This window comes from Paenibacillus paludis, assembly GCF_042610515.1.
Lineage (GTDB): Bacteria > Bacillota > Bacilli > Paenibacillales > Paenibacillaceae > Paenibacillus_AQ.
In genome coordinates this window covers 617,206-639,843 of record NZ_JBGJZP010000002.1, presented here as the reverse complement: position 1 = coordinate 639,843, position 22,638 = coordinate 617,206, and the positions used below count along the sequence as shown (strand labels likewise).

Here is a 22,638-nt window from a genome sequence, read left to right as displayed (position 1 = left end):
TTGCAGCAAAATACAGTTAGGTTAAAATATAACTTACGGATCAGTAGAGACGATCAGGGGGAGGACCATTGAACAATAAAAAAAACGGACTGCAGAATATTAGTGAATTATTCGCTTCTAGGCTGCCGACTTTGATTTGGGTATCCATCGTCTATGCAGGAACGATAATACTGCAATTTCTTAAGGAGCCTTTGATTTTAGAAGGTGCTGTATTTACAGCTTTGTTTACAGTTCATGTATTGTTACACTGGAATTCCTATAGAGTCACTCACAATAAATTTTGGCTGTATTTCACAGTTCAAGCCGCTTTAATTTATTTGTGTGCGATTTTAATGCGAGATGGTTATCAGGCGGTTTTAATGGGACTGCTGCCTATACTGATAGCTCAGAGCCTCAGTTTTTCCTTCCGGGTGAAGAGAGCAGTATTCGTTTCACTTATCAGTATTGTGGTGTTTTTTGATTCTGCTTTGACTGTTGGTGATACCGGTGAGCTTATCTTATTTCTTCCTATATTTATTCTGATGCTGATTATTGTGCTTGCGTATGCAATTTTGTTCTTCAAGCAGGTTCAAGAGCGGCTCAGAATTCAGAGCTTTCTGGAGGATCTGAGAGAAGCCCATGAGAAGGTGGAGGAGTTAACCCTTGCGAATGAACGCCAGCGTATGGCCCGGGATTTGCATGATACACTGGCACAAGGGGTTGCCGGACTCATTATGCAGCTTGAAGCTGCAGATGCTCATATGTCACAGAATCATGCGGAACGGGCGCAGGAAATTATCAGGCAGTCGATGCAGCATGCCCGCCGGACATTGGCCGAAGCCCGGAGAGCGATTGACAATCTGCGCTTGAAATCAGCACCAGAGGTTGATTTCAAGGAGGCCATTGGCGATGAAATTGAACATTTTAATGATGCCACCGGGATCCTTGTATCCACGGAATATCATTTGAACAAGCGGTTGTCCAGATTGCTGATGGAACACAGCCTGCATATCATTAAAGAATGTCTGACCAATATTGCCCGCCATGCAAAGGCTGATAAAGTATGGGTTGTGGTTTCCACGCAAAACGAGAGGCTTAGTATTGAGATTAGGGATAATGGCATTGGATTCAAAACGGACGAAATTGGCAAGGATGTCGGACACTATGGGTTGCTGGGAATTAAAGAGCGGGTAAGGCTAATTGGAGGAGAGATTAACGTGGACAGTAACTCAGAAGGAACCTGCATTAAGCTGGAAACACCTTTCATTGAAGGAGAACTTACATGAATGTATACAAAATTCTGATAGTAGATGATCACTTTGTTGTCCGGGAAGGATTAAAGCTGATTCTGGAGACAAGTGAGCAGTTTCAAATGGTTGGTGAAGCCGAGAACGGATCAGTGGCACTGCAATTGATTAAGGAGCTGCAACCAGACGTGATTCTGATGGATTTGAATATGCCAGTCATGGGCGGCCTGGATACGATGAAGGAGTTAAGGAACCAAGGATGCACAATTCCGGTAATAATTCTCACAACCTATAACGAGGACGATTTAATGATCAGTGGCCTAGCCATGGGGGCGAAAGGGTATTTGTTGAAAGATACCAGCCGTGAGAATCTGTTCAGAAACATTGAGTCGGCAGTACGTGGAGAAACCTTGCTCTCTGCAGATATTATGGAACGGGTAATTGCAGTCAAGACGCAGCAGAAAGATCCAATCCCTCCGAAAAATGAAGCCAATCGCTTGACTGACAAAGAAATATTCATCCTGCAGTCTGTCGCCAAGGGGTTCAAAAGCAAAGTAATTGCCTTTGATATGGGAATCTCCGAGCGTACCGTAAAAGCGCATTTAACGACCATTTACAATAAGCTTGGAGTGGATTCACGTTCGCAGGCGGTTGCCGTTGCGCTGGAGCGGGGGATTTTGGAAATGTAAGATCGGGGGCAAGCATGCGAAAGAAATCTTTCGTATGTTTTTTGTTTCAACACTTCGTCGATCAAAATATCTGAAGGCAGAATCAATTACTCTCCAGAGAGGGAGTCTCCTTCCTCTTCGCCTTCCTCCATAATCCAACAAGTAATAAAAGCATTGGCAGGCCCAGCATGTTCACAGGCAATGCAACAGGCACCCAGTAGCGCTGCATATAATTCGTTGTGGCCTCCGTTACATTTTGCGGAATCAGCGCAAAGGCGAACATTACCGGAGCGATGAACCAAATCATCAGCTTCCAGTTGCGTACCTTCAGAAATTGGGCAGTTCCATAGCTTACTAAGAAGAGATAGACGGCCAGCTTAATGAATACACTTGAAATCCAGATCACGACTGGAACTGCGTCGAAGTTATCTACGAAACCAAACAACGATATTTTTTGAGTCATCGCGAAAAACGGATACCACATGTTAGGACTAACATTGACACCAAGGATGACAATGATCATTATGGTGGTGATAAGTACCATGAAGTTCGCAACCAATACCGCCCAGACCGCATAACGCCCCTCCTTACGGGGCTGCCGCAGAAATGAAGCAAACATAAGGTACTCGACAGAATGGCCAAGATAAGAAGCAGGGGCCAGTGAACCGCGCATAATCTCCTTTATTCCGCTATCCGCATAGACAGGAAGGATATGCTTCCAGTGAATATTGTTACCATTGGCGAGCAGAACAAGCAGGACCATGATCATAATGATCGGTCCCAGGAATTCGCTGCAGCGGGCAATCCCTTCGATCCCTCCCGCATAGGTCGCATAAGTAATTAACAGGACCATCAGCAGAATAATTGATTCTTTAGGCGTTTCCGGAAGCAGCATTATATTAACAAGGTCGGTAAACTGACGAAGTACAATCGGGAGAATCGTATACCACTGAACAAGATAGATCATAATTACCAGTTTGCCTATCCATGTTCCGAGAATCAATTCACTGTATTCAATCAGACTTTTACCAGGGAACAGCCGGGCGACTTGTGTTACCAGTACGGCAATAAGCAATGCGATGCAGCCTGCCAAGACAATCGAAATCCATGCATCCTGCTTGTCAGCCTGCAGGCTTGGTGTAATCGTCATGACCAGTGTCATGCCGAGGTTCATACTGAAGATGAGCCAGAATACCTGCATGCCTGAGATTTTCAGATTCATTGTGAGCATCCTCTTCATTTTTTGGATTTGCTATTTTCTCAAATAAGCACGGCCTTGCGTTTTTCCTATTTGTTCAATTTGGATGTCAACCTCTATGGTCACTGGCATTCCGGGGAAGATGTCATTCCAGGAGTCCCGTATTTTTTTCCAGTAATAAGGATGTTCGATATGGATTTCCTCACTAATACCAAAGATATCCGACTTCATCTCTTTTTGAACATGTGTCAGCATGCGCTCGATCCTGGTGTGCAATTGCTCGGAGAATTGTTTTTCTACAATTTTTCTATCCCGGGCACTGTTCAAATCAAGCCTCGAATTGTTAGAGACCACCCGGACTAAAGTGCGGAAGGTAACTTTGGCCTCGGGGTGCTCATTTTTTATCAACGTCTTAATCTTTACTCTGCTCTTCGAAGACTTGACACTGATGGTTCCTTTGTAATCCTTGTCTTCTGGCTCAGCTTGAATGGTAAATCCCAGGCGATAGGGGTCTCCTATCCACCAGCGCAGCAGCTGAAGTTCATCGGGGGGAATAAATCCGCTCAATTTATTGCCAAGGTAGACTGCAGCCCTGTCGATTGCAATTGATTCTTTATCGGTACCTTTATGGACGACCCGGATTGCTGCAGTTACCGGCGATGTTCCAGGCGATGATAAGTCCTCCAGAAATTTATCGAACTTCACGGAGAAGCTGAGCCTGCTGCTTTGTATTTTGCTGATTGCGAGTGCCGGAATAAGCTCCATTTGATAGGGTGAGCTTAAAATTTCTTTGGCTGTTGCTCCATAAGTTGTTAATACGTAGCTGTTGTAACGGGTCTCGGGGAATCGTGTAAACAGATCCTCAATTTGGTTGAGGCCATGCCGTGCGCAGTTCTCGCCAATTAAGAATATCTCCCGGTGCCCAAAATAACTGTATCTGGACATTTGCTCTTGTATTCGGCCAACGGCTTCTTGAATATCATTTCCCTTAGCCGAGATGACTACTACCTTTTTCTGTGGTCCCCCTGATTTCACAGCACTCGGTATTCCCGTTGGCAGCGCAATTTGATAAGATAACTCAATCAGTCCGTTATCTGTAAGGTCGATCCCACTGCCCATAATCAATGCGAGATCATCCATTTCTTTGCGGTCCCAGCAGCCGGTCGTCATACTGAGAATGATCAGGATAACCACACATCTAAATGCAATTGCCACTTTGTTCATGTTCTATCCCACTCCAATTAACGCCTTGTATGTTTATGGCGTTTCCTCATGATTTGCCACGGGGCCCTCAACAATGTATCACCCAGTCCGTTGAAATTTACAGGTGCAAGGGGAGTCATATAAGGCACACCGAAGGAACGCAAATTTACCAGGTGCACCAGCACAGCCAGTAAGCCGATACCCAGTCCATAAAGGCCGAATGCTGCAGCGAGCAGCATGAGTGGAAAGCGGATAATGCTGATCGCCTGGCTCATTCCCGGATTAGGTATCAGAAAAGAAGAGATTCCTGTTATGGATACGACAATAATGATCGTGGCCGAAATGATGCCTGCCTGAACTGCAGCCTGTCCTATAACAAGCGCACCTACAATGCTGATTGTCTGGCCTACAGGACGGGGAAGGCGAATTCCTGCCTCGCGCAAGGCCTCGAACGTGATTTCCATGATCAGCGCCTCCACGATTGCCGGGAAAGGAACAACCTCACGGGCAGCTGCAAGACTTAAAGTTAAACTTGTCGGAATCATCTCTTGGTGGAACGTAGTAACTGCAATAAATATGGAAGGTAGGGTCATGGCAAAAAAGGCGAACAAATATCTCAGCCAGCGCAGCATCGTGGCATACATGAATTTCATATAATAGTCCTCTGCGGACTGAAACCCGAACCAGAAGGTAACGGGCAGGATAAGGACCATTGGTGAGCCGTCGGTGAGAACGGCAACCTTGCCTTCAATCAAAGAACCTGAAGCCATATCAGGACGCTGGGTCGCCTGGATGACAGGGAAGGGCGAATAAGGATGGTCGCAGATCAATTCCTCGATATAGCCGGATTCGAGCACGCTGTCCATGTCAATTCCCGCTATACGCCTTTTCACTTCCTCTACCACACTCTTCTTGGCAATATCCTCAATGTAGACAATGGTAATATCAGTACGGGAGAGACTACCGGCACTAAGCTTTTCCGTCTTCAGCCGGGGGGTGCGGAGCCGATGACGAATAAGGGCAAGATTAATATCCATTTTCTCGATGAATCCGTACCTTGGTCCGCGGATAACCGCTTCCGTTGAGGGTTCATCCAGCGGCCGGTTCAGTTTATCTTTGAGTGCAAAGGCAAATGCCTGAGGGGAGGATTCAACGAACAGGATCGTCTCCCCGCTGACAATACGTCCAGCGGTTTCATTCATAGTCAAGACAACCGCGGGCTGCACAATGGAAGAAAATCTAAATTCAAGCTGCTCCTTGAGCTGAGAGGAACTGTCGATTGGAGGTGTCTCCTGTTGCATCAAAGGCTCCAGGAAGCCGTCGTCCCAAAGCTGCTTGTCGATTAGAACATCAAGATAAACCACCATGGCGGGCATGGATCCGAACATAAGGAGCCTCCGCACGACAAGGTCGGAGCAATTCGCAAATACTTGAGTAATGGCCGTTTCATTGTCGTCCAGCCGCTCAGAGATGTTTAAGTCAATTTCAGGCTCAAGCGCCTTCAGTTTTTGTGAAAAAGGATTTGTTGCCTTTTTTTTCAGTTTCATCAGCCTGCCCCCTTTTCAGATAACATTCTCCATCTATTACCGGATTATCCAATTACATAAGAAAAAGGCTATCCGCAAGGTTAGTTCAGACCTTGTGAGATAGCCGGTTCTACTTGGGTATATTTTCACTGCCGCTGTACATACTTCATCCAGAACAACAGGATGGTTGCGGAAAGGGTGTGAAGGAGAATGAAGGTTCTTGGAAAGGCTATGGCCTTCTTGTTGATTATTGCCTTATCGGGAGCATTGCTGTATTATTCCACCGCAATGGGGGATTAGCTAAAATATTTTGTTACGATCTTCTCCGCTGTCCGTGTGGCCAGCGCCTGGGTCGTAAGTGTCGGATTAGGCCCGCCGATCCCGTTGAAGTGCACACTGTTATCTGCAATGAATAAGCGTTTCACTTGCAGCGCTTCACAGTTCGTATCGGTGACATAGCCCATCCGCATCGTACTTTCCAGATGGAGCATAAATCCGAAAGGGGTATCTGAACGGATAATCTGTTTGGCACCGGCCTGCCGCAAGGTTTCCGAAGCGTATCTTGCCAGTTGATCGCGCCTCTTGAGTGTCTTCACGCTGGGGGTGTAATAAATGATCGGGACCGGGCCATGTTCGTCTTTCAGCAGAGGGTCAACCTCAACCCTGTTGCGGTAGAGCGTTTCATCATCCGTCAGCAGCAGCATGGTCATCGTCCGGCTATAGTTCATCATCAATTCCTTCAGCCGAGGACCGACGACCCTGCCGCGAATATTCCATGGCGCACCAGGCTCCGGCGGGTTCAGTGCGTCAAATCCCGCTTCACTGAAGCCATAAGTCAGGAAGGACATTATTCCGGGACTTAGGCATGAAACCTGGAAGATCCCTGTTCCGGGAATGTCGACCCTGGCTCCCGAAGTATGACCCACATACGGATAGACTGCCGGCAGACCCATAATACTCATAAGATCCTTCTCATCAAACACGCCGCCAACCCAATCAAAGCAATGATTGGTCAAGCCTCTTCCCACCCATTCGTTACGGGGGAGATCCGAATTCAGCCACAGACGCGGTGATTCGATGCAGCCGGCTGCCATAATGACTATTCTGGCTGTCAGTTCGCCGATTTCTCCCGTCCACGTATCCCGGAACTGAACACCGCTCGCGCGGATTCCTTCTTTGGGGTCGTGCGACGTAAGAATTTTAATGACGAAGGAATTGGGCCGGATCGCAACATTGCCGGTTTTCAGAGCGAGCGGGACATAACTGACCAGCGTACTTCGTTTGGCTATTCTGTCAACAGAAGGGCCTGACGCGCATCCATTGACGCAATTCCCTCTCAGTGTACAGCCTTCCATATTGGATAATTGATCAAGTGAATACCCGGTATCCATCAGATGCTCGTTGGGCGGCAAAATGGCATTGGGATTCGGCCGGTATCCCGGAGTGGTTACGTTCAGCGTAGGATTCAGCTGCCATCCGGCTTTCTTTGCACCATAATAAAAAAGCTCTTCTTTAGGTGTTGTAGGCGAAAATTGAACGGGCAGCGTGGCTTCGGCTTTCTCGTAATAAGGAATCAGCTCCCGGTAGCTGAGTGGCCACACCTGGTCAACGGCCAGGGGAAAAGCCCGCGGCGACTGTCCCCAGTAATGCTGCGTCGTTCCGCCGACTCCGGAAGCCTGCCAAATATCGCCCTTCTGCCGCATAATACGGTGCCATGGGGTACGGCGCCGGTCAGCAGGCCCAAAGCGGAATACACCGGATACTACATCATTCATATTGTTCTCATACGCATTGAAGACCTTCTTGTAAATCCCGATATCCAAATCCTTATAATCAGCGCTCCATTCTCCGCCGTGTTCACTGTTCGGATTCACCCATTGCTTGTTGCCGTACCATGCCCCTGCTTCCAGTACCAGCACTTTCAGCCCGGCTTCTCCAAGCTCTTTAGCCGCAACGGCACCTCCGCCGCCGGACCCGATAACAATTACATCAGCATCGAACATGGTCTCAGCTGCACACAATGGATGATCCCCCTCCTTGTCGCTCAATGGTCAACACAGTACCAAGCAGGGCTCGATACCCAGGGACAATTCCCGGGTATTCCGCTTGTATCCAACCCACCGGAAACCCTTCCAGTCTCCGCTTCGTCGGAACACTGAGCCGGGTCTTTCCATATGCCGGCCATTCCGAGTAGTTCCCAAACATGGTCTGTCTGTTGAGGAAATCTATGATATACCGTATAAGACCTGCATCATTCCGGAAGGGGGGCGGTACAGTTCCAAGATCGAGGTCCGCATGCTCCAGCATGGCTAGCACCCGAATCCGGTCTGCAGGGCGAAGGGAGGCGAATGGACTTCCCGCCCAAACGGAATAATCAATAACATCCTGCATCTGTCCGGAGGCGACGAATTGAACGGCACCGCAATTGAGCAACCCGGCGACAGGAGCGGATAGCGGTACAACTGTCAAATAAAAACCTTGCACAAGCGAAAGAGAGTGGTCCAGCTCCCAGATCATATACTCGTGAACACATAAATTAACAGCACCTGCAGTTTGCACGTCCCCGTATACGGAGCCTGTCGCAGTATTTGGGATTATTGCTTCAACAAGCGCACGAAATGTGGTACAGGTATGGGGAGAGACGGTTGCGGCGTAGGTTGCAGCCGGATGCATGACAAATCCCCCTTTGCTATAACGGATTTTACTGCTCATCAGTTTCCCGTATATAGATATCTATTCCTCAGAATTCACTTTAGACGCTGTTCAGCAGCAAGAATCTGAAATCTTAAAGAGTTGAATAAATGGAGCAGGCTGTATTAACGAAGTTACCGGTGATGCCCGATAAAAATACCAATACAAGTTGAACTAAAGAACTACCTAGAGGCAAAAGCAGCGGAGGGGAATTTTGGAACTGTAGGAGCGATAGCGACCGCCTGAAAGCTTTCCGTAGGAAAGCTCGCTTCGAAAGCATAAGCAGTCTACGGATTTCAACCGCTAAGAGCGGTATAAATCAAGAAATCTGTAGACAACAGCGGCCGGAAGTCCAAACATTCACCGCAGTTGCGTTCTATGCCGGTTTGGTAAGTCTAAAGTTCAACTTATATAAGTGCCAAGATGATTTACATTCAGTTTAAACATTTATCTTACATTAAAATGAATTCTCGCATATGGAGGTAAGATCTTTTGGAATTGTTTGAATATATTTTGCTGATGCTGGCGGCAGTCTCTTTATCCAATTTAGTAAACCGGTTTATCCCTTCGGTCTCCGTGCCTATTATTCAAATCGTGCTGGGGATGGTGATTACTTGGCTGCCCGTGCACTATGAACTGAAACTAAATCCGGAGCTGTTCTTGTTGCTGTTCATTGCCCCGCTGCTGTTCAATGACGGCAGGCATGCCGACAAAAAAGCCCTTTGGAAGCTGAAGAAGCCCATTCTTTTGCTGGCGCTGGGTCTGGTCTTTGTAACGGTAGGAGTCATGGGATATTTCCTTAATTGGCTGCTTCCGGTCATCCCGCTGGCGGCATCCTTTGCACTGGCGGCTGCATTAGCGCCTACCGATGCCGTGGCCGTGGGTGCACTGGAGCAGAAAGTCAAAATCCCCCACCGGACGATGCAAATCCTTGAGGGAGAATCTTTAATAAATGACGCATCGGGTCTGGTCTCCTTTCAGTTTGCCGTGGCCGCTATGGTCACTGGGGTGTTCTCCTTCAAATCCGCCGGGCTAAGCTTCATTTCCATTTCACTAGGCGGTGTGGTGCTGGGCCTTCTGCTCACGCTAGTGAAATATGGAGTGGTGAAATGGCTGCGGAGACTGGGAATGGAGAATGTCACACTTCACATGCTGATTGAGATCCTGACTCCCTTTTTGATCTTTATGGCGGCCGAGGAACTGGGGGTTAACGGCATCCTTGCCGTCGTCGCCGCAGGTATTGCCCATTCTTTCGGTTACAAGAAAATGAATCCCGAAGTAGCCAAGCTTAGCATTGTCTCCAAAAGCACCTGGTCGGTCATTATTTTTGTATTGAACGGTCTGGTCTTCCTGCTGCTTGGCACCCAACTGCCGGAGATTATTCAGACGATTTGGAACAGCCCGGAAATAGGGAATTTTAAAGTGATTATGTACACGTTAGTATTGACTGCGGCTGTACTCGGGCTGCGCCTTATCTGGGCGCTTCTGATGGATATTCCCAAAGGGACCGAACCGCGCGGCCCATGGCAGCTGAGGTTCAAGAAGGCGCTTATCCTTAGTCTGTCAGGAGTCCGGGGAACGATCACACTGGCGAGTACGTTGTCGCTGCCGTTTTTTCTAGATGATGGCACAGCATTTCCGGCCAGGGATCTGATCATTTTCCTGGCGGCTGGAGTTATATTGTGGACCCTGCTGGCCTCCAACTATCTGCTGCCGCTTTTATTGGTGAAAGAAACGCAAACAGAGCAGGAAGAGGAGGAGATTCAGGCGAAAATTGAGATTCTGAGGAATGTTGTTAGCGGATTAAACGACCTGACCACGGACCAGAACCGGCTGGCTACTGCCCAGATCATCAATACGTATACCTCCAGAATCCGAACGCTCAGGAAAGATGAGAAGAAGGATAAGGTACAGCAGTCCTTGGGCCTGGCTGTCCTGCAATGGGAAAGAGAGAACACGCTGCTTGCGCTGGAGAAAAAAGAAGTGAATCCATATACAGCGTACCGTTATCTGAACAGAATTAACCGGTTGCTGTTTATGCACACACGGAATCCCCAGTATAAAAGAGAGCTGTTCCCCGTTAAGCATTGGGACGAGGTGGTCGGGGTGCTGCAGCAAGCCCGGTTAAGCATCCGCGAGAGACGCGCCGAATTGAACAGCCTCAGAATTCAAAATATTGCTTATGTTATTAAGCAGCTAAAGACTCTGCTTACAGAAGGAACGCCGGATATGGAGACAGTCAACTCGATAGTTCTACAATATGAACGGATGCTGTTGCGCCTGACAAGAAGCGAGTCGGACAGCGGCACCCGAAAAGAGTTCGACATGTCGATGCAGGAGCTGGCCCGGGTCGGAATTCAGCTGGAGAGAGATCACATCCAATCCATGTTCGAGACAGGGCGTCTCTCCAGACAGGGCATGAAAGAAATGAAACGCGATATCCTCTTCATGGAGCATGATCTGCGAGAAGAGACGAGTTAAGGAGGGCGGTCTTGCCGCAGAAGGCGCTCATATCCAAAAGGGTGCTTGACCGTTGAAATAGGATAACTTATGCTTTCTTAGAGCACCAGCGTCCCCCCAAAAGATACTGCTTACAATGGTATGAAAAACAATCAAAGGAGAATTTCGAATGGAACAATCAATCTTTGATGATTTTGAGTGGATCAACCAAAGCAAGGCGAGCTATGTAGACGACAAACTGATTATTGAAGCACCGGCTGAAACGGATTTCTTCTGTAATAATGGTGCCATTTCGGAAACAGGAATTACCCCGGAAAGCCTCTTAAATGCCCCCTTTTACTACAAAGAGGTAACCGGAGATTTTGTGATGCGGGTTCAGGTTTCGCATGATTTCAAGGATACTTATGATTCGGCGACGATTATGGTGATGCAGGATTTCCAAGTATGGGCCAAAGCCTGTTTTGAAAAGACAGACTTTGATACCCATGCTGTAGTTAGCGTTGTAACCAATCATACTTCAGACGACGCCAACGGCTGCAATATTAACGGAAATATTGTATGGCTGCAGGTTGCTAGAGTAGATAATGCATTCTCTTTCCACTATTCGCTGGATGGGATCAAGTTCGACATGATGCGGTTCTTCACTTTACCGGTGGATCAGACCCTTAAGGTTGGTCTTGTAGCGCAGGCACCGATAGGCCAAGGCGGGGAACGGATTTTTCAAAATTTTTCATTAATTAATAGAACGGTAAAAAATATTCGGTTTGGCGAATAAACTTCAATCACTTACATAGAGAATCATATGGAAGTAATATGTTGGCCGCTCTGCATGGAACGGCCTCTTTTTGTGTTAATCATAGAAGCTAAATTAGTACATAAGTTGCTCTCAAGGGCCCATGAACCCCGACAACGAGCTGCATTTCAATATCGGCCGAATTCGAAGGACCGGAGATGAAGTTGATGGAGGAGCCCATGGGCTCACCTGCTTGAACTCGCCGGTTTAGATCGGCTGCGGCCTGAGTGGAGCGAAGCACAAGCCTCTTTTTTTCAATAATCGCAATATAATGGGCAGGCAGAAAGTGGAGGGAGCGGCCCTGATCCGGGCGGCTTTCTACGACAATCGTTCCTGACTCGGCTAGTGCGTAGTCGGCGAAGACAATTGCGGTATTGGCCGATTCGGAGCGGAGAATATTCTTCTCTCTTCCTGCCGCTTCCTCCCAGACGTACGAATCCGGGAAGTTTAACCTATAATCGGTAAACCGGGTATCTCCGGAAGTGATTACAGCACCTCCGCCATTCGCTTGGGTCAGATCATCCAATGTTCTCTGCAAAATCTCGGGATTCGACTCAATCAACTGGGTGTGGATAAAAAAGCACTGCTCTTTAAGAATCTCTATCAGCTCATCGGTTGTTAAATCGCCATAGCTGTCTGGGATCCACTCTTTCAGGTCGGGCCGCTGAACATCATGTACACGTTCTCGCCCCAGCTTGAAGGCGATTGTGTTTAGAAAAGACTCCTTGTCCGATACCGTCATTGGCCAGCCCCTCCTTTACGTTTGTCAAACCACGCCCGGAAGCTGTCTTGCTGCTTGACCGGTTGACTAAGATCACGAGCGTTGATCCAGCCACGGACTAGGCCCGGTCCTCTAACAATTCGTCCATGTCTGCTGATCAGCTGGCTGGCCGGGTTCGCAAACCGCAGTGCTTTGCCGAACAAAGCTTGGGAAGACAGGAGACGGCTGGCCGCCTTCATCTGAAGTCTATCTCCTGCACCGGTTCTATTTTGTTCCACAATTTTCTGACGGTGCAAGATAAGCTGCTCGTGAAGCGGGATTTTAACCGGACAGACATCCGTACAGGCTGCACAAAGGCTGGAGGCAAAAGGAAGCTCTTTGTAATCATCGTATCCGCCCAGCAGCGGGGTGATTACTGCCCCAATCGGACCCGGATAAATGGACCCGTAAGCATGCCCGCCAATATGACGGTAGACCGGGCAGACGTTAAGACAGGCACCGCAGCGGATGCACTGCAGGGCTTCGTTGAATTCGCTGCCCAGAATCTCGGAACGGCCGTTGTCCACTACGACTAAATGGAACTCTTCCGGACCATCCGTTTCCCCGGCTGCCGAGGGGCCCATTACAGTAATATAGCTGGTCAATTTTTGCCCCACAGCACTTCGGCAGAGCAGATTATCCAAAACCTCCATCTCCTCAAGTGTCGGGACAATGCGTTCCATCCCCATCACAGCGATATGCGTTTTCGGTATGGCGGCTGTAAGATCACCATTGCCTTCATTGGTCACCAGATTAATGGCTCCAAGGTTAGCGATGGCAAAGTTGCAGCCCGTAATCCCGACATCCGCTTCCAGGAACTTTTGCCGCAGCACCGTCCGGGCAAAACGGGCGAGGTTCTCAGGGCTTTCATCGCCTGTATATCCAAGCTTCTCAGTGAACACCTTATGGATTTGCGTCCGGTCTTTATGCAGCGCAGGGGCCACAATATGTGAAGGCGGGTCCCAATCATCCATTTGAAGGATATATTCCCCAAGATCGGTCTCGATCAGCTCGCAGCCTGCTTCCATCAGGACATGATTCAGCTCAATTTCCTCGGTGACCATTGATTTGGATTTGACGATTTTTTTAGCCTTTTTCTGTACGATGATGTCCCGGATATAGCTGCTTGCTTCCTCTTTGGTTTTTGCAAAATAGATGTGCCCGCCCTTTTTCTCAATGTTATCTGCCAGCTGCTCTAAGTAATAATCCAGATGTTTCAGCGTATGCTGGCGGATTTGCTGGCCGATGGTACGCCACTGCTCCCAATCCCCAAGAGAGGCCGCGGCGGAAAGGCGCCTTGTCTTCAGGCTGTCCTGGGCGGAGCTTACGGCGCTTCTCATGAAGGGATTACCAAGGCCATCTGTAGTCCGTTCGCTGAAATCCCGTTTATCCGTTTGCAGGCTCATGTCTGGCTCCCTCCTTGGCAACAGCAGGATTGTAATGGTTCAGCACTTCTGCAATATGCATTATTTTCACAGGTTCGCCCTTGCGGGACAGGCGGCCGCCGATGTTAAGCAGGCATCCCATATCAGCGCTGATCAGAATGTCCGCTCCGGTTTCAACGACACAACTGCTTTTTTCATCGACCATTTGCTCGGAGATCTCAGGCATTTTCACGGAAAAGGTTCCACCAAAGCCGCAGCAATTATCACTGTTTTTGAGCGGCTCCAGTTGGAGTCCCTGTACCTGTTCAAGCAATTGGAAGGGGGTTTCCTTTTCTCCCAGCAGTCTTGTCATGTGGCAGGAACGGTGGTAGGTGGCGGTGCCTTCAAGCGTTGCGCCAACATCGGTAATACCAAGCACCCTTACGATGAATTGTGTGAACTCATATGATTTCTCTTTTAAAGCAATCGCTTTCAATTCCCAATGTGGATCTCCTTTGAAAATTTTCGGATATTCATGAAACATAGCGATACAGGAGCCGGACGGACCCACGACATAATCGGAGCTTTCGAAGGCAAGCATCATGTTTTTCATCGCAAGCTTGGAATCTTCAAGATAACCGCTGTTATAAGTAGGTTGACCGCAGCACACCTGGGAAGCCGGAAAGTCGATTTCACAGCCGAGCCTTTCGAGAACTTGGACCATAGCAATTCCGACATTCGGGGTCATAAGGTCTACTAAACAAGTTGAAAAAATACTGACTTTCATTTCGATCCCTCCCAATGCAACCTTGATAAGAATAGCTTAACTCAAGAAGTCAATGAAAAACAACACAAAAACAAATAAAAAATGTGAATGTTGTTGACATAAAATAATGATAACGTTTACACTAAGAAAGGATCGAATGGAATAATCTACCTTGAGGGGGAGAGACAGTGGAAAAGCATTTGATGTATATCAACGGCCAGTTTACGGAATCAGAAGGCAATGAGTGGATGAATGTAACCAATCCATCAACAGATGAAGTCATTTCACAGGTTCCCAAAGCTACAAGGAATGATGTGGTGCGTGCCATTAACGCAGCGGAAGAAGCCCAGTCAGCCTGGGAGGAAACACCTGCGGTTGAAAGAGGAAAGTACCTTCATGCCATTGCCGATGGGATTCGGGCAGAGGTTGATATCCTTGCCAGACTGATCTCCGAAGAAGTAGGTAAGACCTTGGAATTGTCCACGGTAGAGGTTAACTTTACAGCAGACTATATGGATTATATGGCAGAATGGGCACGACGTTATGAAGGGGAAATTGTTCAGAGTGATCGTGATAATGAGAATATTTTTGTGTTTAAACGGGCGATTGGGGTCACCACAGGCATTCTGCCATGGAACTTCCCGTTCTTTCTGATCGCCAGAAAAATGGCACCGGCCCTGATTACCGGAAATACGATTGTAGTCAAGCCTAGTGCCGAATCTCCGAACAACGCGGTGGCTTTTAGCAAAATTGTTGACAAAGCTGGTCTTCCTAAAGGCGTGTTCAACCTGGTTACCGGTAAAGGCGGAGAGGTCGGCAATGAATTGGCCAGTAACCCTAAAGTCGGCATGGTCAGTCTAACAGGCAGTGTGCCGGCAGGACAACAGGTGATGAAGGCGGCTGCTGAAAATATCATCAAGGTCAGTCTGGAGCTTGGCGGCAAGGCGCCTGCCATTGTCATGGATGATGCCGATCTGGATTTGGCTATTAAGGCAATTGTGGATTCCCGGGTGATCAATACAGGGCAGGTTTGCAACTGTGCGGAGCGGGTCTATGTGCATGAGAAGATCAAGGACGAATTCACCACCCGTCTGGTTGAGGCGATGAAGGCGGTGAAGTACGGCGATCCGCTGAAAGACAAGGATATTCATATGGGGCCGCTGATTAACAAGGCGGCACAGGAATCCGTGCAGCAAAAGGTAAACCGTGCAGTACAAGAGGGCGCCAAGATCGCCTGCGGCGGTAAAAAGGTAGAGGGAGCAGGCAGCTTTTTTGAGCCGACGGTCATTACCGGTGCCACCAATGATATGGAAATCGTACAAGAGGAGATCTTCGGACCGGTTATTCCGATCATTTCTTTTGCAAACCTGGATGAAGCGATTGCGCTCGCCAATGACAGTGAGTTTGGACTGACCTCTTCCCTGTATACCCGGAATCTGAACGTTGCGATGAAAGTCATCAAGCGTCTCAAATACGGGGAAACCTATATTAACCGCGAGAACTTTGAAGCAATGCAAGGCTTCCATGCAGGCTGGAGAAAATCCGGCATCGGCGGCGCGGACGGCAAACATGGTTTGAACGAATATCTCCAGACCCATGTAGTTTATTTACAGTATGATAAATCCGTCAACTAAATTAGTGGAAAATGAATCATGCACTTATCCGATACGGTCCGAAAGGGCCGTTTTTTGTGTGGTTGGGTGTAACTCTTTTAATTGTAGACAGCAGATTTTTGGAGCAGGATAGAGCTGTACATAATCACAGGAAGAAAGGATGTAGGACATGGAAAAAAATAAGGACTGCATGTATTGTATGGAGGATGAAAGAAGGGACAACCTTATGATTGAGGTGGCTGAGCTGGAGGTTTCGACCGTGTTTCTGTTCAAAGAGCAGACGTATAAAGGCAGATGTAATGTCGTTTATAAAGATCACGTAAAAGAGTTATTTCAGCTTACAGCAGAAGAATTATCGGCATTCATGAAGGATGTGCAAAAAGTGGCAGCAGCTATGGATCAGGCTTTTGGGCCAGATAAATTGAATTACGGGGCTTACGGAGACAAGCTGCATCACCTGCACATGCACATCGTCCCTAAATATGCAGATCAAAAGGATTGGGGCTCCACCTTCCAAATGAACCCGGGCGATACTTATTTAACTGACGAAGAATATGTTGAAATGAATGCTCAGATTAAAAAGTATTTATAAGCTGGTCAAGCGAATAATGATATTCTGAAAGAAAAGACGATGCAAAAACTGAGTTTTAAGCCCGATAAGGGCTTTTTTTGCTAGATATTTAGTTGGGATCGGCAAAGACACGTCATGTTTTCCGGAGTACTGTTCAATTAAATGCTTGGCTAATTTAACTATGGCTTTTTCTCGATTTATTTTATCCTCCCTTAGAGGGGCTATAGGCCCAGAATATCAGTGTGCAGAACGTAAGGCGGAGTTAGCTGGTGTTTACTTTGTTCGGTGATGGTTTGAGAATCGGGTATACATAAAATAACCCACCGAACTAAAAGATGCTGGCGGGTTTGTTTTTTTCTGCAGTGTGTCTAGTAGCTAGGCCGGAAACGTGACTTTTTAACATGTCTAATTTGTATGCATGGATTTATAGACATTGACGTGACAGAAAACGCTTGTTTGTATTCATTACTTCGCATATGTTTATTACTGCAAATTCGACAAAAATACTATATACTCCCTTTTTATTTCAAATGCACAAAAGGAAGCTATTTCTGAATTTTGAATGGTGTCAAATAAAGACTATTAAAAATAGAGAACAATCTGATTCGTCCGAAACAAAGTAAATCATTGAGTGAAAGGAGAAGGATAGTTGTAAGGATAGTTGTAAGGATAGTTTGAATACCGTGTGAAAAAAATAGTGAAATCGAATTGACATTGGAGTTTACTCCAATGTTATTGTGAATGTATGGAAAAACAATATTCTATAAAAGAGGTTTCACGGATACTTGGTATTCCGAAGGATACGCTTCGGTACTATGACCGTATTGGAATCGTATCGCCTTCCCGGGAACACAATTCTTACCGTAGGTATTCGAAGGATGACCTCGTCGATTTGATGAATATTCAAATCATGCAGTATGCGGACTTTTCTCTAGAAGAAATCAAGGGAAAGTTTCAGTTCCACAGAATGCAGAGTGTAGATCCTGCTTATTACCAGGAGGTCGCTGAATTCCTTGATGCCAAAAAAGCAGAAACGCGCAAGAAAATTGCACATCTTGAAAAGGTCAGTCAGTTGCTCGACGTAGCAGTTGAAACGCTAAGGGACTTTAATCGTGAAAGTGACCAGCGGCTGGCAGTGTTCGTTCAGGAGATTTACCGGGATCTTCACAAGAAGGATCCTGGAATAACTAAGGAGGATTGTGATGGACATCAAAATTAAGAATTATTATTATCTGATTGCTGGTGTTCTTGCGATACTGTTTGCTGTTACGCACGCTTGGAATGGGCAATCCGTTGTACTGCCGACGCTCTTTGTGAATGATATAGCCATGGATACACGGATAATATTTAGGTATGTCTGGCACATTATCACCGCAGAGAATCTGGTCTTCGGTATTGTATTCATTATCCTGTCATTTCAAAGCGAGCGTTCGAAGATCCGGTCAGCTGCATGGACGATCGCCTTACTTCTGCTCGTTCGTCTGATGGTCATTCTCGGCGTAACGGCATTTTATGATGTTTCGGCACTTACTGATACGTTAATCGATTCGATTGCCATCCTAATCTATGTCGCTTTCATCATATTGGGCATAAGAATGAAGGGAAAAGAGTTCGGAGGTCAATCGACACAAACCAGTAGGAAGGTATGAAGAACTAAACTGCGTTTCACTGCCAGTGATTTGCAATACGCTAATGGGAAACGATAGTTGAAAAAAGCCAACTCGGCAGCCGTCCAAAAGGAACGGCTGCTTTTGATTGAACTAACGGGCAGGTTAGTTTTAATACCTTCACGAATACCTTAATACGAGGCTACTAAAGAGTGGTTATATAATAGGATTTAAGACAGACTTAATGACACGGGAAAATCGAGTGTAAAAACACTACTAGATGCTTCAAACTAATAAAGACTTGGATTAATTTGGGTATCAAGGCTTCTGTATACGGATGATTACCACCTGACATTATCCTGCACGGAAAGTCAGGCGACATAAACTACCGGATGATATGCTTCTTACGAAAGGAGGGATTGTCCTGGATTGGCTAGAGAGAATGAATCGAGCTGTCAGCTATATTGAAGACAACTTAGAACAAGATATTGATTATGACCAAATCGCTAAAATCGCCTTATGTTCGGTTTACCAATTTCAGCGCATGTTTTCATTTGTACTTGATGTCCCATTGTCCGAATATATCAGGCGCAGAAGGCTGACGCTTGCTGCATTTGATTTAAAGAACAGGAAGAACACTGTGACGGATATTGCCTTGAAGTACAGATATGAAACACCTGAATCATTCTCACGAGCATTTCAAAATCTGCATGGAATGACGCCTACATTAGCGCGAAATGCCGGAAGTGAGTTAAGAGCCTTTCCTCGTATCTCCTTTCAAATCATATTAAAGGGAGTTGTCGGAATGAATTATCGGATTGAAAAACGGGATGCTTTTCAAGTTTATGGGCTGGAGGATATCTACCATTACGACACTATTGCGAATGAGGAGGGGATATCGATCCCCGAGGTTTGGCAAACCATCAGCAAAAATGGTGAGTTGGACCGATTATCCCAGTCGGTGAGCGGGGATTGGAGAGACGAAAGCAGTTTCAGCAAGGAACTTGGAGCTGTCTTTGCATTCGACTCCTATACATTCACAAACAATACGACGTTCCCTTATCTGATCGGGTGCTACAAAGCGCTTGATAGCAAGGTGAATGGATATACAGTTGCTGATGTTCCAGCATCTACGTGGGCAGTATTCTCAACATTACATGATGGGAATGGCAGCGGCAAGTATGATTTGCAGTCTTTGAAGAATCGAATATTTTCGGAATGGCTGCAAACATCAACATTTACGATTTTAGATGGCGGCAACTTCGAGATGTATGGTACAAGTGTAGATGGCTACGAATATTGTGAACTATGGTATCGGGTCGAGGGATAAAATGGAAAAACGCGATTGCCGACATGCCCGGTCACCGCGTTTTCTTAACTCGAAGATGTTACAAGGACCATTTCAGCATGGTTCATTTAACTCTAACGGGAAACTATAGCTCAGTACAGACAGAAGCAACCGGGCTTGAGGACCGGCTGCTTCTCGTTACGTTAACGGGCAGATTAGTTCAAGATTAACCGCGGTGAACCGTATCACAAGTAGCGGCAAGTTTCTTAAGTGCCCCAATTCCGCAAAATATATCAAAAATAAAATTACGAAATGATGTACAGTTGTGGTATATCCATGGAGGCGTTTAATGAATTACATTGCATTGGTAACCAAAGCAATATCCTATATTGAAGACCATCTGATAGAAAAGACCACAGCCGAAGAAATTGCAGGATGGGTAGGATACTCCCCCTATCATTTCCACCGAATCTTTCAATCCGTTACACGAAACACCGTCTCAGATTATATCAGGAGGCGGAGATTGACTCTTGCAGCGTACGAATTGTTTCATTCTGATCTTAGAATCGTAGAGATCGCCATCAAATATCAGTTTGAATCTCAGGAAGCCTTTACCCGTGCCTTTCAAAAAATGTTCTCCATCTCGCCGGGACGGTTCCGCAAGCAAACAAACATGAAAGACACGTTGTTTCGGACAATGGAGAAGAAAGCATTGGATAAATCCGGGATGTGGCATTTGCTCTATGGAGTAACCCTCGACCCCTTGATTATCAATAAGGAAAAACTCAATTTGGTTGGAATGGAAATAAGGGGGCTGGGCTCCCGAGAAATCGGAAAGCTGTGGAGCGGTTTCAGGCAACGAGTAGCGGAAATCGATAGAAGAAGAAATCCTGAATCTACCTTTTACTCGTTATTTATGCTTACAGGAGTTCAGTGGGAAGTCTCTTACATCGCCTGCGTCGAGGTCTGCGAAGAGGGGCAGATCCCTGAAGGGATGGTCTATATAGTCCTCCCAGCAACAACATACGCTGTATTCACGCATCGGGGGTCGCTGGATAGAATACCGGATACGTTCTATTATATCTATAACACATGGTTACCGAAATCGGGAAGAATACGCACGAATGATCCGGAATTTGTACGATACGATCATAGATATATGGGTCCTATGAATGATGATTCCGAGTTTGATATTTATATACCCATTGGCCCGACATTGTAACTTGAGCGAATTTTGAGGAAAGGAAGTATGGTGAATGATAGGAAACACAGAGTTTAAGAATGGGTATGCAGGATTCCGAAAAGTAAAAATAGACGATATCTTCTTAGGCATTACGTTTCCCATGACGGTGATGTATCCGGCGGGCAATCCCGAACAAGTAGAGCGATTGGGACCCTACCTGTTGGAATTGGCCAGAGAAGCAGAGCCTTCGGGAGGGATGTTTCCACTGGTTATCATCTCTCACGGTACCGGCGGTTCGCCGCTTGTATACCGGACGCTGGCTCGGCATTTAGCTCGCAACGGTTTTATCGTGGGCATGCCGGAGCATCCGTACAACAATCGAAACGACAATAGCTTGGAAGGGACGGTACAGAATCTTGCAAACAGACCTAGGCACCTTAGGATGGCCACCGACTGGTTTTTCGAAAATAAGATGTTTAAGGAGAAATTAATGCCGAATGCCGTCTCGATCATCGGGCATTCCTTGGGCGCTTACACGGCATTGGCAGCGGCGGGTGGCGTGCCAACTTCGCTTCCTCATGAAACTTCGGACGGAAAGCCGCAGCTCATAGAGGTTACACAGGATCACAGAATCAAGTCCCTAGTTCTACTAGCGCCGGCGTCGGTCTGGTTCCAAGCTGAGGGGGCCTTACGTGCGGTTAACCTTCCCATCTTGATGCTGGATGCAGAGAAGGATCTATTCACTCCCCTTTTTCACGCACAAATGATAGTGGGTGGCGTTGCTGATCCGAAGAAAATACAATACAGAACAGTTGAAAACGCCGGACATTTCTCCTTTTTGAGCCCCTTCCCGGAATCGATGAAGAGCCCGACGTTTCTCCCTTCTCAAGATCCCCCAGGCTTTGATCGCGAACATTTCCATAAAACGCTTAATGCAGACATATTGGATTTTCTTTATACCCATCATGACGGGAGATGTGACAACTAGGCAAAGCTTTCTGTTCAGGTGCATATATTAGGTTGCATAAAGAATGAGTTTTTCAGCAAAGGATGACCTTGAAACTTGCCGTTACAGATAGCGCGGTGAAGCGCATCACAAGTAACGCCTAGATCATTACGCTAACGGAGAACGCTAGTTAAATCAAGATTAGAATCTTCTACTAGAAGCAAACTAGGAATAACTGCTCTATTAGGAGGTTTTATTATGATTTTAAGTGAACTTTGGTTTCATTATGAGACAGATAAAAGAATCCAAGGGTTTAGCCCAAACACATTGCTAGCGTATGCTTTACAACTTAGGATGTTGGTTGCGGAACTCGGAGATATAGATATCTCTGGGATCACACTGAATGTCCTGAAAGAATATTTAGCGAAGCAGTCTGAGCGCTTGAAACCAAGCAGCTTAGGACACCGCATGCGTTTTGTGCGGTCCTTATTTCGATTTGCATATGAAGAAACCTACTTATCTAGTAATCCTTCGCTCAAGCTGCGTGAACCTAAAATGGATAAACGAGTTCCTGAATTTTTGATGGAAGAGGATATCATTCATCTGAAGATATCATGCCAGACCTTAAGGGAAAGAGGATTGTTAGAGTTTCTATATTGCACAGGGTGCCGTATTGGCGAGGTTGAAAGGTTAAATATTGAGGATTTAAATTGGGAAAATTGATCTGCCATTGTAAATGGGAAAGGATCAAAGCAGAGAGAAATTTATTTCACCA

The 22,638-nt window shown here is 46.7% G+C and carries 20 protein-coding genes; 12 read left to right on the top strand and 8 right to left on the bottom strand.

Features of this window, described 5'->3' with window-relative positions; all coding sequences use genetic code 11:
* Nucleotides 1–68 precede the first annotated feature (68 nt).
* Complete coding sequence (locus ACAN56_RS06200) at nt 69–1,265, top strand: sensor histidine kinase (protein ID WP_379141251.1); 1,197 nt, start codon at nt 69–71, stop codon at nt 1,263–1,265.
* The gene (locus tag ACAN56_RS06195; RefSeq protein ID WP_379141249.1) at nt 1,262–1,915 is read left to right on the top strand and encodes a response regulator; all 654 of its coding nucleotides are present in this window, start codon (nt 1,262–1,264) and stop codon (nt 1,913–1,915) included. The genes ACAN56_RS06200 and ACAN56_RS06195 overlap by 4 nt, the downstream gene beginning before the upstream one ends.
* An 82-nt stretch (nt 1,916–1,997) precedes the next feature.
* Here ACAN56_RS06195 and ACAN56_RS06190 read toward each other — a convergent pair whose 3' ends face one another.
* The 5 genes from ACAN56_RS06190 to ACAN56_RS06170 form a co-directional block, all read right to left on the bottom strand.
* A complete protein-coding gene (locus tag ACAN56_RS06190; RefSeq protein ID WP_379141247.1) occupies nt 1,998–3,116 on the bottom strand; it encodes a GerAB/ArcD/ProY family transporter in 1,119 nt (372 codons plus the stop codon).
* A 30-nt stretch (nt 3,117–3,146) separates the two neighbouring features.
* Nucleotides 3,147–4,316, bottom strand: coding sequence for a Ger(x)C family spore germination protein (locus tag ACAN56_RS06185; protein ID WP_379141244.1), 1,170 nt, complete (start codon nt 4,314–4,316; stop codon nt 3,147–3,149).
* 17 nt (nt 4,317–4,333) lie between these two features.
* A complete protein-coding gene (locus tag ACAN56_RS06180) occupies nt 4,334–5,842 on the bottom strand; it encodes a spore germination protein (protein ID WP_379141242.1) in 1,509 nt (502 codons plus the stop codon).
* Nucleotides 5,843–6,117: 275 nt separating this feature from the next.
* Nucleotides 6,118–7,824: a GMC family oxidoreductase N-terminal domain-containing protein gene (locus ACAN56_RS06175; protein WP_379141426.1), complete on the bottom strand. Its 1,707-nt coding sequence runs from the start codon at nt 7,822–7,824 to the stop codon at nt 6,118–6,120.
* A 4-nt stretch (nt 7,825–7,828) separates the two neighbouring features.
* The gene (locus ACAN56_RS06170; RefSeq protein ID WP_379141240.1) at nt 7,829–8,494 is read right to left on the bottom strand and encodes a hypothetical protein; all 666 of its coding nucleotides are present in this window, start codon (nt 8,492–8,494) and stop codon (nt 7,829–7,831) included.
* Nucleotides 8,495–9,004: 510 nt separating this feature from the next.
* Between ACAN56_RS06170 and ACAN56_RS06165 the strand changes: the two genes are divergently transcribed.
* Entirely contained in the window at nt 9,005–10,993 is a 1,989-nt protein-coding gene (locus ACAN56_RS06165) for a Na+/H+ antiporter (protein WP_379141238.1), read from the top strand.
* A 148-nt stretch (nt 10,994–11,141) separates the two neighbouring features.
* Nucleotides 11,142–11,747, top strand: coding sequence for a DUF1349 domain-containing protein (locus ACAN56_RS06160; protein WP_379141236.1), 606 nt, complete (start codon nt 11,142–11,144; stop codon nt 11,745–11,747).
* Nucleotides 11,748–11,835: 88 nt separating this feature from the next.
* On the opposite strand, the gene ACAN56_RS06155 is transcribed toward ACAN56_RS06160, so the two are convergent.
* The 3 genes from ACAN56_RS06155 to ACAN56_RS06145 are packed head-to-tail and all read right to left on the bottom strand — an operon-like array spanning nt 11,836 to nt 14,676.
* Nucleotides 11,836–12,507 carry a LutC/YkgG family protein gene (locus ACAN56_RS06155; RefSeq protein ID WP_379141234.1) on the bottom strand — a complete coding sequence of 224 codons (672 nt, stop codon included), beginning with the start codon at nt 12,505–12,507 and terminating at the stop codon, nt 11,836–11,838.
* On the bottom strand, nt 12,504–13,931 hold the full coding sequence (locus tag ACAN56_RS06150) for a LutB/LldF family L-lactate oxidation iron-sulfur protein (RefSeq protein WP_379141232.1): 1,428 nt from the start codon (nt 13,929–13,931) through the stop codon (nt 12,504–12,506). The genes ACAN56_RS06155 and ACAN56_RS06150 overlap by 4 nt, the downstream gene beginning before the upstream one ends.
* Nucleotides 13,912–14,676 (bottom strand): (Fe-S)-binding protein, encoded by a 765-nt coding sequence (locus ACAN56_RS06145; protein WP_379141229.1) that lies wholly within the window; start codon nt 14,674–14,676, stop codon nt 13,912–13,914. Before ACAN56_RS06145 ends, ACAN56_RS06150 begins: the two co-directional genes overlap by 20 nt.
* Nucleotides 14,677–14,843: 167 nt before the next feature.
* On the opposite strand from ACAN56_RS06145, the gene aldA reads away from it, so the two are divergent.
* The 8 genes from aldA to ACAN56_RS06105 all read left to right on the top strand — a co-directional run bounded on the left by aldA (nt 14,844) and on the right by ACAN56_RS06105 (nt 22,586).
* A complete protein-coding gene (gene aldA / locus ACAN56_RS06140; protein WP_256718064.1) occupies nt 14,844–16,289 on the top strand; it encodes an aldehyde dehydrogenase in 1,446 nt (481 codons plus the stop codon).
* A gap of 148 nt (nt 16,290–16,437) precedes the next feature.
* Nucleotides 16,438–16,860, top strand: a complete 423-nt coding sequence (locus ACAN56_RS06135) for an HIT family protein (RefSeq protein WP_379141226.1) — start codon at nt 16,438–16,440, stop codon at nt 16,858–16,860.
* A gap of 724 nt (nt 16,861–17,584) precedes the next feature.
* Nucleotides 17,585–18,058 carry a MerR family transcriptional regulator gene (locus ACAN56_RS06130; protein WP_379141224.1) on the top strand — a complete coding sequence of 158 codons (474 nt, stop codon included), beginning with the start codon at nt 17,585–17,587 and terminating at the stop codon, nt 18,056–18,058.
* Entirely contained in the window at nt 18,042–18,488 is a 447-nt protein-coding gene (locus ACAN56_RS06125; RefSeq protein WP_379141222.1) for a hypothetical protein, read from the top strand. Before ACAN56_RS06130 ends, ACAN56_RS06125 begins: the two co-directional genes overlap by 17 nt.
* A 400-nt stretch (nt 18,489–18,888) precedes the next feature.
* A complete protein-coding gene (locus ACAN56_RS06120) occupies nt 18,889–19,776 on the top strand; it encodes an AraC family transcriptional regulator (protein ID WP_379141220.1) in 888 nt (295 codons plus the stop codon).
* A gap of 307 nt (nt 19,777–20,083) precedes the next feature.
* Entirely contained in the window at nt 20,084–20,956 is an 873-nt protein-coding gene (locus ACAN56_RS06115; protein WP_379141218.1) for an AraC family transcriptional regulator, read from the top strand.
* Between the two features lie 34 nt (nt 20,957–20,990).
* Nucleotides 20,991–21,905 (top strand): alpha/beta hydrolase family protein, encoded by a 915-nt coding sequence (locus ACAN56_RS06110; protein WP_379141216.1) that lies wholly within the window; start codon nt 20,991–20,993, stop codon nt 21,903–21,905.
* A 216-nt stretch (nt 21,906–22,121) separates the two neighbouring features.
* Complete coding sequence (locus ACAN56_RS06105; RefSeq protein ID WP_379141213.1) at nt 22,122–22,586, top strand: tyrosine-type recombinase/integrase; 465 nt, start codon at nt 22,122–22,124, stop codon at nt 22,584–22,586.
* Nucleotides 22,587–22,638: the final 52 nt, after the last annotated feature.

Excerpts from the sequence above, each read along its gene's own strand:
- ACAN56_RS06195 (WP_379141249.1), top strand. The coding sequence starts at position 1,262 with ATGAATGTATACAAAATTCTGATAGTAGATGATCACTTTGTTGTCCGG.
- ACAN56_RS06190 (WP_379141247.1), bottom strand. The coding sequence starts at position 3,116 with ATGAATCTGAAAATCTCAGGCATGCAGGTATTCTGGCTCATCTTCAGT.
- ACAN56_RS06185 (WP_379141244.1), bottom strand. The coding sequence starts at position 4,316 with ATGAACAAAGTGGCAATTGCATTTAGATGTGTGGTTATCCTGATCATT.
- ACAN56_RS06180 (WP_379141242.1), bottom strand. The coding sequence starts at position 5,842 with ATGAAACTGAAAAAAAAGGCAACAAATCCTTTTTCACAAAAACTGAAG.
- ACAN56_RS06175 (WP_379141426.1), bottom strand. The coding sequence starts at position 7,824 with ATGTTCGATGCTGATGTAATTGTTATCGGGTCCGGCGGCGGAGGTGCC.
- ACAN56_RS06170 (WP_379141240.1), bottom strand. The coding sequence starts at position 8,494 with ATGCATCCGGCTGCAACCTACGCCGCAACCGTCTCTCCCCATACCTGT.
- ACAN56_RS06160 (WP_379141236.1), top strand. The coding sequence starts at position 11,142 with ATGGAACAATCAATCTTTGATGATTTTGAGTGGATCAACCAAAGCAAG.
- ACAN56_RS06155 (WP_379141234.1), bottom strand. The coding sequence starts at position 12,507 with ATGACGGTATCGGACAAGGAGTCTTTTCTAAACACAATCGCCTTCAAG.
- ACAN56_RS06150 (WP_379141232.1), bottom strand. The coding sequence starts at position 13,931 with ATGAGCCTGCAAACGGATAAACGGGATTTCAGCGAACGGACTACAGAT.
- ACAN56_RS06145 (WP_379141229.1), bottom strand. The coding sequence starts at position 14,676 with ATGAAAGTCAGTATTTTTTCAACTTGTTTAGTAGACCTTATGACCCCG.
- ACAN56_RS06135 (WP_379141226.1), top strand. The coding sequence starts at position 16,438 with ATGGAAAAAAATAAGGACTGCATGTATTGTATGGAGGATGAAAGAAGG.
- ACAN56_RS06130 (WP_379141224.1), top strand. The coding sequence starts at position 17,585 with ATGGAAAAACAATATTCTATAAAAGAGGTTTCACGGATACTTGGTATT.
- ACAN56_RS06125 (WP_379141222.1), top strand. The coding sequence starts at position 18,042 with ATGGACATCAAAATTAAGAATTATTATTATCTGATTGCTGGTGTTCTT.
- ACAN56_RS06120 (WP_379141220.1), top strand. The coding sequence starts at position 18,889 with ATGAATCGAGCTGTCAGCTATATTGAAGACAACTTAGAACAAGATATT.
- ACAN56_RS06115 (WP_379141218.1), top strand. The coding sequence starts at position 20,084 with ATGAATTACATTGCATTGGTAACCAAAGCAATATCCTATATTGAAGAC.
- ACAN56_RS06110 (WP_379141216.1), top strand. The coding sequence starts at position 20,991 with ATGATAGGAAACACAGAGTTTAAGAATGGGTATGCAGGATTCCGAAAA.
- ACAN56_RS06105 (WP_379141213.1), top strand. The coding sequence starts at position 22,122 with ATGATTTTAAGTGAACTTTGGTTTCATTATGAGACAGATAAAAGAATC.